The following is a 10,772-nucleotide window of genomic DNA, read 5'->3' on the forward strand; positions in this document are numbered from 1 at the left end:
CCATCGTCTGGGCTGTTCTGGCCTGTTGATTTGACGCTGCCGCGATTCGCTTATCCATCAAGAATGCATGTTCGACTTTCGATCCAAGGTTTCTGTCCATCTGTCGAGTTTGATTCTTGTTGCGATGGGGGGACTGCTTGCTGAGGATCTGAATGCGCAATCGGTTGTCATTCAGGGTGATCCTGTCGCGGCGACGGCGGGTGAGGCCGTGTCGGTTACGGTCCAGTATCAGGCCAAGGTCGACGGGTTGATCCAACTGCAGCTCTTTGACACCGATTGGAAACGTGCGGTCGAGGCGACCGAAAAGGTTTCAGCGGGCGATGGGACCAAGACTTTTGATTTGACGGTTCCCGCGGGCACTACGGCCGGAGATGGTTATCTGTGGCAGGCGTTGTTGTACGATGCGGGATGGAAAAAACAGGCCGAGGTGGTGCGGCAGGGCGTGGCGGTCGCCGCCGGCAAAACGTCGGGAACCCAACCAGCGATGCCCGCGACCGATGCGAAGACATCCACGCCCAAACCGAAGGTGAGCTCCGCGCCCGTCGCGGCTGATCCCACCGGGAAGATCCGAGGGGAGGTCACCTCGGATCAGGCATCGCAGTGGGTGCCAGCCGGAGATTGGGAACTGGATTGGGCGGACGAATTTTCGGGGAAGGGGATGCCCGACAAATGGTTTCCGTTGCTGGGGTACAACCCACCGGAGTTCCAGGCGAACACGAGCAAGGGGATCCGTTGGAGCGGCAGTACCGAAGAATCCGCGTGGATGTACAGCACCAAAACTGGCAACCACGTTCTGGACGGAAAGGGCAACTTGGTGCTGCGAATTGTGGCCGACAAGACAGACACGAACGAACATGGGCCGAAAGTCAATTCAGCTTACTTGTTGACGGGCTATCCCGAGGTCTGGGACAGTTCGGAACCAAACAATGCCAAGTGGGGTGGCAAGTTCGTCAGCGCCAAAGATGGTCCGCTTTATATCTGTGCCAATGTCCGCACCGACCAGGTGGTCGGCTATTCAACCTGGTTCGCTTTCTGGTTGTTCACGGAGACTCGCGCCTACAACGGCAAACCGGCGGATGGAGCCGAGGTCGACATTGTCGAGATCGTCAAAGGCCAACCGCCCTACATGTCGCAGGTATTCAACGTCGCCAATCACTGGAGCAAAAGTGGCGGTTCGGAGTCCAAGCAGTTTAATGCTGCGTCACGTCCGCGGCCGGAATCCTATGTCGACGTGAACGATGGTGAGTTCCATCAGTATGGGTTGGAGTGGTCGACGGATTCGATGAAATGTTACGTGGACGGAAAGTTGTATTACACGTTCACCGAGAATATTCCCACCGATCCGGTCGACATGATGGTGTTGTTGACGTTGGAGTTTCAGCCAAATTCGTGGGATCCCAATCAAGGGGATGGCAGAACAGAGGGGCCGTTTGTATCGGACACGCCGAAGCAACGGGAAATGTCACGCGCGATCGTGGACTACGTACGAGTGTTCAAAAAGAAGTGACGCAATCCAGCCAGGCATCCAGCGACCTGCCGTTGTCGTTGTCGTTGACCGCTGCAGGTGCTGGATTGACTCGGTTGCGTTTCAGGTCAGTTGCTTTTGAGTGAACGGATTCGAATCGAGCAGTAGATGGCGACGACGCCAAACAGGATGGCGAAACCGCCACTGATGCGAATCAGCAGGCTGGCCGACAGCAGCGGCACGAGCGCCAGCGCGACACCGAACAGGACCGAGAAGACGCCATCCAGGATCATCCACCCCTCGCCTTCGATCGCTTTGCGTTCGCGAATCGCAACGATGATCTCCAACACGCCACTGACGACGGATAGTCCGGCGATCACCAAGACGACCGTCATCGCCGCGATCGCCCCAAACAGGGCGGGGTGTCCGGCCGCGAATGCTCCGGCAATGATCGCCAGCACGCCTCGCAGGATCGTCCAGGTGCGCGACTGCGTCCAGCCAGCAACGCCCGCTAGAATCGCCAGGATGCCGTCCGCGATCAAGAAACAGCCGACGACGAATGCCCAAGTCAGCAGTGTTAGTCCAGGGTTTAGCAATGCGTACAGGCCGATGATGATCAGCAGGATGCCCCGCAGCAGCAGGGCCCACCAATTGGCCGCAATGACGTTCAGGATGGGAGTGTCGCTTGGCGACGTGGCGGGTGGCGTGGTGGTTTCTGACATCTTGCCGAGGCTCGTTCGAAGTGATGGTGGAAGTGATGGTGGAAGCTGGCAGTGGATTCTACCGCATGGTTCCGCTGCCGCATCGGGCGGTGGGTGCGATCGGTGTTTGGGTCGTTTAACCGCGTGGGCAACGCCCCGTGCGTGGGCGTGATGAAACGCGTGGCCCGCTGGGCGCACGGTGAAACGATGGTGGGGATGCCGCCATGAGGTTTGGCGGTGGGTGCGAACGGCGTCTGGATCGTTTGACCGCGTGGGCAACGCCCCGTGCGTGGGCGTGGTGAAACGCGTGGCCCGCTGGGCGCACGGTTAAACGATGGTGGGGAAACACCATGGGGTTTGGCGGTGGGTGCGATCGGTGTTTGGGGCGTTTAACCGCGTGGGCAACTCCCCGTGCGTGGGCGTGGTGAAACGCGTGGCCCTCTGGGCACACGGTGAAACGATGGTGGGGATGCCGCCATGAGGTTTGGCGGTGGGGTGCGATCGGCGTCTGGATCGTTTAACCGCGTGGGCAACGCCCCGTGCGTGGGCGTGATGAAACGCGTGGCCCGCTGGGCGCACGGTGAAACGATGGTGGGGATGCACCGTGGGAGGTTTGGCAGTGGGGTGCGATCGGTGTCTGGGGCGTTTAACCGCGTGGGCAACGCCCCGTGCGTGGGCGTGGTGAAACGCGTGGCCCGCTGGGCACACGGTTAAACGATGGTGGGGATGCACCATGAGGTTTGGCGGTGGGTGCGAACGGCGTCTGGATCGTTTAACCGCGTGGGCAACGCCCTCTTTATCCTACACATCTATTTTAAGCCTTTGATTGCCAAATAGGCTTCGTGGTAGGCATGGGCTTTGAGCAGACCACGCCAGATGGTCGTCGAGCCTGGAGGTCCTTGCCCGTGTTGGTCTACGTAGCCACCTAGTTTGGCAATCACTCGACAAAAATCTTTCAGCGTCGGTGGGGTATCGCTGTGCAAAACACCGCCTTCAACGACCGTCATCACCGCTTGCCAAAACGTCGCATCGTAGATCGCCCCGCAGCTTGCCTCCGGAGTGACACGCGAAGCGCTTTTAAGTTGCTCGACTCGGAATGCCGTGATCATCAAGGCGGCCACAGCGTTCAAATATGCGTCAATACTTTGATACTTCAGCTTCTCTATCCTCATCCCGCTCTTGAGCGTCTTGAAAAAAACCTCGATGTCCCAGCGCCTGCAGTATGCTGATAAAACTAGCTCGATCTGAGCCAAACTGGTCACCGCGAGTGAAGTAAAGAGTACCCAGTGGATCGGCTCGCACCCCACCGGAGGATCAAGCTCAACCGCTTCGACAACTTGAAGCTCCACGCGAGCAACCTTTCCGCCGGGACGCTGCGGGCCATGCACTTGAACCGTCTTCGCACGAACCGAGATCGTTGCCGTGCGGCCGTCGCGGTTGCTTCGGCGTTTGCGGCTTTCACCGCTAATTAACGACTTTCGTGGCGAAACACTGACTTCAAATTCGTGCGAAAAAGGGACTTCGGCAATCGCCTCGCTCAGCACCTTGGGTTGTTCAGCAGAGCCAAGATAGACTCGCCGATCCTGACATCCGCGGATAACGAAATCATAGTTTTCGGCCAGATCATTGTTCTGGATGAGCAACTCGTAGATGTCTGATTCGCTGTCCGAGACGCCGATGTAATGAGTTTGAGGGTTTGCCAGAGCGATCTGTTCGCCGCTTTGCATCAGTTCAAGCCAACGAGCGCTTTCCTTTTCTTCAAACGCCATGGTCCTGATCTCGCGATCGCGTTGAGCTTTGCCCACGTTTTGGCGAATCGAGTCACGTGTCCAGATAAGTTGGTCAACGCAACCCAAGACGAGACCATCGAGAGTGACGGCATAAAGCGGATGCAGAAAGAATCCCCGCTTTTTTACGTCCTCCAGAGGCCCGGCACCGACGACTTGACGCGAAGGTTTGGTGAGATCGCAAACGGTGGTGTCCTGTGCCAGCACGACGACATCGTACTTGGCTGACCGCTCCATCGTGGCTTGATTATGGGGCTGCAGAATTGCCATCCAGTTCACACTGGGGGTGTTGAAAAGCCGGTAAGTGGCAGTGAGGTCTGCAACTTCTCCGCACGCCGCCGGTGTCGAGGGCGCTACCTGATCGAACTGCTCAAGAATTCGCCTGAAGCGTTTACTTCGACGCTTGTCACCCAGGTCCAAAGTCCGAGTCTCTTCCTCAATCCATCCTGGACACATCGAATCATCTCCGTCCCTTGAAGAAATGTCAGGGACGGAGTGTCTCAAGAAAGATGTGTAGGATAAAGAGGGGCAACGCCCCGTGCGTGGGCGTGGTGAAACGCGTGGCCCGCTGGGCACACGGTTAAACGATGGTGGGGATGCACCATGAGGTTTGGCGGTGGGTGCGAACGGCGTCTGGATCGTTTAACCGCGTGGGCAACGCCCCGTGCGTGGGCGTGGTGAAACGCGTGGCCTGGCTGGGCACACGGCGAAACGATGGTGGGGGCGGTGCCGCTATCGGCTAGAGGCCGATGTCTTTGGGCGGGTACTTCTTGAACGTCGCACCGTGGGCTTTGAGTTTCCCTAGCACGCTGGCCAGCCAGGCGTTGCGGCGATGGCCGACCGGCATCGACTCTTTCGGGTCGACGTACAGGTTGAAATACCAACCTGCCAGCCCCGCCGTTTGCAGCGTTGAATAGTCGATGTCCATGTGCGTCGATTCAGGAAGGATCACTTTTGTGTGCAGCTTGTATTCTCGCATCCGGCAGGCCATCAGGGTGCTGCCCCACCAGAAGTAAACCGCTTCGCGAGCTGATTCGCCATCGTCGGCGAGCAGGAAAGAGGTTTGATCGACGAAATCGTAATACTTGTCCTGGGCCAGCGTATCGGTAGAGACGCCAGCGAGGTTCAACGCCACGCCAAACAGGTCCATCAGATCGAATAGTCCATCGCTCTCTCGCCCTGGCGATATCATGCCTTTCCAGTAAGCGATGCCCGGGACACGAACGCCACCTTCGAAAGTGGTTCCCTTGGCTCCGCGAAATGGCGTGTAACCTGCGTCGGGCCATCCATCCATCTGCGGACCATTGTCCGACGTGAAGAAGATCATCGTGTCTTCCAGCACGCCGGCATCGTCCAGAGCCTTGACGATTTCACCGGTATGCAAGTCGACTTCGGCGACGGCTTCTTTGTAGAAGTACTTCGCGGCGCTTAGCGGTCCCAAGTCGGGATTGGGGAAGTTGTCGCAGTGGACCTTCATGAAGCAATGTTCGATGAAGAACGGCTTGTCTTGTTGGGCCAGTTCACCGATGCGTTGGATCGTGAAGTCCGCCAGCTTCTTTTCGGCTCGCCCCATGTCTTCGGTCGTCTTGATCTGTTCCAGCGTTTCGGTTCGTCCGCCTTTGAAGCCATGCTGCAGATGATCGTCAGGCTTGATCGCTTCGAACGCGCGGATCAGCTGGGGGTCGTTCACCAGATCGGGATAGCGTCGTGCATCTTTGCCTTGGGTGATTTCCTTCTGAGCGGGATAGAAACCGTAGAATTCGTCAAATCCAATGTCGTGAGGCCGCATTCCCTTGGGCTCGCCAACGTGCCACTTTCCAGTCAGCAGGGTGTGGTAGCCAGCGTCGCTGAGCAACGCGGGAAGTGATCTTTCGTCGGCCCATGGGTTTTTTGTCAGCTTGTCGCCCGCCAGGATCGGGCGGGTCAATCCCGTTCGCATCGGCAGACGTCCGGTCAGGATCGCCGAACGCGTGGGGGTGCAGGTTTGTTGCGAATAGCACGAGGTCAGTTTCAGGCCATCCCTTGCCAATCGGTCCATGTTGGGTGTGGCGGCACCAATCGCACCACCGCCGCCATAGCAGCCCGGATCGCCATAACCCATGTCGTCGACGATCATCCAAAGGATGTTAGGACGTTTGCCCGTCTTCGCGATGTGTGCAGCGAGTTTTTCGGCAGCGACCTGGTCTTGGTCCGGCCGTGGGATCGCAGCTTCGAAGTTCTCTTTGCCTCGGACGGTGCGATCGAATCTCGGTGCATCCTGAGCCGGCGCGATCGAGACCAGCAAGCCAACGATCGCGAGCGCGAGGGAGGACGATTTCATGATGGATTCCACGGGCTGTCGATACGAAGTCGGAAAGAGAGAAGAGCAGGGCAGGGGACAGGTGAAGTGAGAACCGGCCGTTGACGCGACTGCAGCCCACTGAATCCACAGGCCGCTGGCCACGGCACACATCCCGAATATGGCGGTCCCTGGGAATCGTGACCATTGCACCGGCATGGCATTTTTTTGTGGTTCGATCGTCAAAGGTGGATGGACGATGAGCGGTTGCTTACTTCAATTCAACTTTCAGGCTGTTGATCGTTCCATCAAACGGGAACGGACGCTGTTCGTAATAGCGAAGGGAGACGGTCGAACCGAGATCCACACCGACGTCAAACGTTTCGCTTGCAGAGAACGCGGCGGGGACGGTGCGGGCTAGTTTCGCTTGCCCGACCTGTTTGCCATCGACCTTGATCGTGGCGACACCCGATTTGCCGGGAGCGTCGATTTCAGTGACGACTTCAATCGTGTGTTTGCCCGCGGCCAGCGGATCGGCACTGCGCGATTGGTACTGTTCGATGATGAACATATTGTATAGATAGACCAGGTGCCCATCTTCGATGTACAGCGTTACTCCGCCGCCCGATCCGCCTAGCGCGTACAAGACACCATTGGCTTTCGCCGGGGCATCCAGTTCGATGGTGACCGTATTGCTTTGACGTCCGATTCCCGGTGCGGTGAACTCGGGCATCCGACGCGTGTTGGCGTTCAGTTTCCAACTTGTATAGGACGTCTTGATCCGATCCTCGGGGTGCAGCCGCAGCCACAATCCTGCGCCGATCGGGTAGTCCTGGTTGTCCTTGGCAAGCTGCTGGAATTCTTGTTTCAGGTCGGCCAGCTTGTCGGGGTACTGGGCAGCCAAGTCGCTGGCTTGAGAGAAGTCTTCGGCGACGTGATAAAGTTCCCATGGATCGGTGGCCGAATCCCAGTTGGCGATCCTGGGGGTGGATGCCGGTGTGTTCCAGGGGATGAAAGGCCCAAATGCACAGGCCATCCAGCCATCTTTGTAGATCGCGCGGCTGCCGTTGTTGTCGAAAAACTGGACGTCCTTCTTCGTGTCCGCGTCGCCGCCTGCGAAGGTGTACGCCAGGCTTGTGCCATCGATTTTGATTTGCTGCTGGCCATTGACCACGTTCGGTGGCGTGATGTCTAGGATTTCGTAGATCGTGGGTGCGATGTCGATCACGTGATGGAACTGATCGCGAATCTTGGCGTCCGGCTGGATCCCCTTGGGCCAACTGACAACCATCGGATTGCGGGTGCCACCGAAATGCGATGCGACCAGTTTGGTGGCTTTAAACGGAGTGCTGCCCGCCCAAGCCCAACCAGCGTGATAGATGTTGTCGGTTTTGGGCGAACCTAATGCATCGAGTCCACCGATCTTGTCGAGCGCCGCGATCTGTTGCTCGACGGTATTGGGGATACCGTTCTGGGCCAGCAGTTCGCTGATCGATCCCTGTTGACCTTCGGAACTGGAACCGTTGTCGCCCCAGATATAGAAGATCAGCGTATTGTCTCGCAGCCCGCGTTGTTCTAGTCCGTCGACCAAACGGCCGACCTGGGTATCGGTATGTTCGGCGAACCCGGCAAAGATCTCCATGCCACGGCGCTGGAAGTCACGCTGCGCCGCAGGGATATCGTCCCACGCGGCCATCGTTTCGTCGCGTGGGGTCAGCTTGGTTCCCGGCGGGATGATGCCCATTTTCAGCTGGCGTTTGTGTACCCGATCCCGATAGGCATCCCAGCCATCGTCGAATTTCCCTTTGTACTTGTCGGCCCACTGGGAAAAGATGTGGTGAGGGCCGTGAACAGCCCCGGGGGCCCAGTACATCAAAAAGGGCTTGTCTGGTGCGAACGCCTGGCGATCATCCAGCCAAACCAAAGCTTGGTCGACCAGGTCTTCGGTCAGATGATATTTGTCATCGTGTGGCGGTTCGATGGTGTTGTAGTTTTCGACCAGACGCGGTTCCCATTGGGATGTTTCGCCTGCCAGGAACCCATAGAAATGCTCGAATCCGTAACCATTGGGCCATCGGTCTTTGGGCCCGATCGCAGTCGTCTCGGTCGCCGGTGTGTTGTGCCACTTTCCAAACGCGGAAGTGTGATAGCCGTATTGTTTCAGGACTTCCGCAAACGTGGCTGCGCTCTTGGGGATGACTCCCGTGTACCCATCAAAGGCGACTGCACGCTCGGCGATCGTCCCTGAACTGACCCGGGTATGATTTCGCCCTGTTAGCAGAGCAGCACGCGTGGGGGAGCAAATCGAAGTGGTGTGGAAACAGTTGTAACGCAGACCTTGGTCGGCCAACCGAGTCATGGTCGGCGTATGAACTTCGCCCCCGAAGGTTTCCGAAATCCCAAACCCAACGTCGTCAATCAGTACGACCAGCACGTTTGGCGCATCCTTGGGCAACCGCTGCGGTTGCTCGGGCCACTGCATGGTGGAATCTTGCATGCGAGCCTTGGTGATCCCAGCCATCGGCTGCGGTGGGAAAGGCAACACGGATCCGTCGCTGGGTTGCGACTGAGCAACCAGGGGGCTGGTGTCAGGCAACAAGATTGCCAATAAAACGAAACTACACGCAAATCGGTGTGGGTGACATCGCATCATTGGTGGGCCCTGTGAGAGAAGGTCGGCACGAGTCGCTGATCAGCAAATCGCGGGATGTGAATCATTCCGGCTAGCCTCTGGATCCACGCACGCACGTTTGCCGAAACGCAGTGTTCGGCAAACGTGCAGTTGCGGATGAAAAGGCGGCCAGCGGCAGCGACGGAATTCGCCGCCGCTAGAACGATTCACAGCTTCCGCCGGAGACCTTCATTGCCCGTCGGTCTATCGACCGCCCATGCTGGTTTCGATCTGTTTTTGGATCTTTTCCAGATTGAACGAACCCGGTGTTTGGCTCGGTGGGAATTCCTTCATCGACATCAGGAATTTGCCGGCAAACTGTTGCATCGGAGCCAAGACGAAGACTCGTGACAAGAACCAGTCGTTGTAGGTCGTGGCGTTGTGCTGGGCCTTTTCGAAAGGATCGCGACGCAGGTTGAATAGCAAGGGAACACGAAGTTCGGTGAAAGGTTCGCGCCAGACTTCGAACGCCATGCCGCGGTTTTCAAGGAAGACGGCCTTCCAGTCTTCGTAGCGAATTGCCACGATTTGACCGTCGTCATTGACGTACATGAATTCTTTGCGAGGCGACACTTTGGACTTGCCGGTCAGGTAATCCAGTTGGTTATGTCCGTCGATGTGGTTCTTGTACGAACGGCCATTGAGTTCGGTGCCCTTGAGCAATTTGTCCTTGATGTCCGTCGAACCGCCGATGGCAGCGAACGTTGGCAACCAGTCTTCGTGAGCAACGATACCATTGACGACGGTTCCAGCGGGGAACTTCCCAGGCCATCGGACGTAACAAGGAACGCGGTAAGCGCCTTCCCAGTTGGAGTTCTTTTCGCTGCGGAACGGAGTCGTGCCAGCGTCGGGCCAGGTGTTGTAGTGAGGACCGTTGTCGGTCGAGTACTGGACGATCGTGTTGTCAGCGATGCCTAGTTCGTCCAGCAGGTCCAACAACTCGCCGACTTGAAGGTCATGTTCAATCATGCCGTCGGTGTATTCGTCGTTGCCCTTGTGACGGTGCTCTTTTTTGACGTGAGTGCGGAAGTGCATTCGGGTGCCGTTCCACCAGCAGAAGAATGGCTTGCCAGCTTTGTGTTGACGGGTGATGAAGTCCTTGGCCGCGGCAACGGTTTCTTCGTCGATCGTTTCCATCCGCTTTTTGGTCAGCGGTCCGGTGTCTTCGATTTTTCCATCGGCACTGGCTTTGATCACGCCACGCGGGCCAAAGGCTTCCAAGAAGGTTCGGCCGTCGGCCATCTTCATGTCGGCGGGATAGTCTTCGTTTTCGGGTTCTTCTTCGGCGTTGAGGTGATACAGGTTGCCTAGGAACTCATCAAAACCATGCTGAGTCGGCAGGTGTTCATCGCGGTCGCCTTGATGGTTCTTGCCGAACTGGCCAGTGGAATAGCCCAGGCTTTTCATCACGGTCGCCATCGTGACGTCAGTTTTTTGCCAACCTTCTTTGGCGCCGGGGAGTCCGACCTTGGTCATCCCGCTGCGAACGGGAACGCATCCGCTGATGAATGCGGCGCGACCAGCGGTACAGGACTGTTGACCGTAGTAGTCTGTAAAGAAGATGCCTTCTTTAGCAACGCGATCGATGTTGGGCGTCTGGTAGCCCATCATTCCGCGGTTGTAGTGGCTGATGTTTTCGGTGCCGATATCGTCACCCCAGATGACCAGGATGTTCGGCTTGTCCTGTGCATCGGCAGAGAGGCTTAGCCCCAGTGCCAGTGCAAAGGCACTTAGGTAGATGGATTTAAACTTCATACGGACGGCTCCAAACCAAAGGTTGCGCCAATGCAAATCGCAGGGTGGCAAGACAAGAAACAAGAGTAGGGGTGTGGTGGTCGGTCAGTAAATCGAATGTGACATCGTTGTTACA

At 57.4% G+C, this 10,772-nt stretch carries 6 protein-coding genes; 1 reads left to right on the forward strand and 5 read right to left on the reverse strand.

Annotated elements, in window-relative coordinates; all coding sequences use genetic code 11:
- Positions 1 to 67 precede the first annotated feature (67 nt).
- Complete coding sequence (locus K227x_RS03640) at positions 68 to 1,507, forward strand: glycoside hydrolase family 16 protein (RefSeq protein ID WP_145168114.1); 1,440 nt, start codon at positions 68 to 70, stop codon at positions 1,505 to 1,507.
- A gap of 86 nt (positions 1,508 to 1,593) precedes the next feature.
- Here the strand turns inward: K227x_RS03640 and K227x_RS03645 are convergent, their stop codons facing one another.
- From K227x_RS03645 to K227x_RS03665, 5 genes are all read right to left on the reverse strand, one after another.
- On the reverse strand, positions 1,594 to 2,187 hold the full coding sequence (locus tag K227x_RS03645) for an HdeD family acid-resistance protein (RefSeq protein WP_145168115.1): 594 nt from the start codon (positions 2,185 to 2,187) through the stop codon (positions 1,594 to 1,596).
- Positions 2,188 to 2,975: 788 nt separating this feature from the next.
- On the reverse strand, positions 2,976 to 4,409 hold the full coding sequence (locus K227x_RS03650; RefSeq protein WP_145167733.1) for an IS4 family transposase: 1,434 nt from the start codon (positions 4,407 to 4,409) through the stop codon (positions 2,976 to 2,978).
- Between the two features lie 283 nt (positions 4,410 to 4,692).
- Positions 4,693 to 6,273: a sulfatase-like hydrolase/transferase gene (locus K227x_RS03655; RefSeq protein ID WP_145168116.1), complete on the reverse strand. Its 1,581-nt coding sequence runs from the start codon at positions 6,271 to 6,273 to the stop codon at positions 4,693 to 4,695.
- Positions 6,274 to 6,502: 229 nt separating this feature from the next.
- Positions 6,503 to 8,827, reverse strand: a complete 2,325-nt coding sequence (locus K227x_RS03660) for a sulfatase-like hydrolase/transferase (RefSeq protein WP_246146478.1) — start codon at positions 8,825 to 8,827, stop codon at positions 6,503 to 6,505.
- A 279-nt stretch (positions 8,828 to 9,106) separates the two neighbouring features.
- Positions 9,107 to 10,657: an arylsulfatase gene (locus K227x_RS03665; RefSeq protein WP_145168117.1), complete on the reverse strand. Its 1,551-nt coding sequence runs from the start codon at positions 10,655 to 10,657 to the stop codon at positions 9,107 to 9,109.
- Positions 10,658 to 10,772: the final 115 nt, after the last annotated feature.

The sequence above is a fragment of the Rubripirellula lacrimiformis genome (assembly GCF_007741535.1).
GTDB lineage: Bacteria > Planctomycetota > Planctomycetia > Pirellulales > Pirellulaceae > Rubripirellula > Rubripirellula lacrimiformis.

What these genes read in the sequence shown, in the direction of transcription:
- K227x_RS03655 (WP_145168116.1), bottom strand. Translation starts at nt 6,273, where the DNA reads ATGAAATCGTCCTCCCTCGCGCTCGCGATCGTTGGCTTGCTGGTCTCG.
- K227x_RS03640 (WP_145168114.1), top strand. Translation starts at nt 68, where the DNA reads ATGTTCGACTTTCGATCCAAGGTTTCTGTCCATCTGTCGAGTTTGATT.
- K227x_RS03665 (WP_145168117.1), bottom strand. Translation starts at nt 10,657, where the DNA reads ATGAAGTTTAAATCCATCTACCTAAGTGCCTTTGCACTGGCACTGGGG.
- K227x_RS03645 (WP_145168115.1), bottom strand. Translation starts at nt 2,187, where the DNA reads ATGTCAGAAACCACCACGCCACCCGCCACGTCGCCAAGCGACACTCCC.
- K227x_RS03650 (WP_145167733.1), bottom strand. Translation starts at nt 4,409, where the DNA reads ATGTGTCCAGGATGGATTGAGGAAGAGACTCGGACTTTGGACCTGGGT.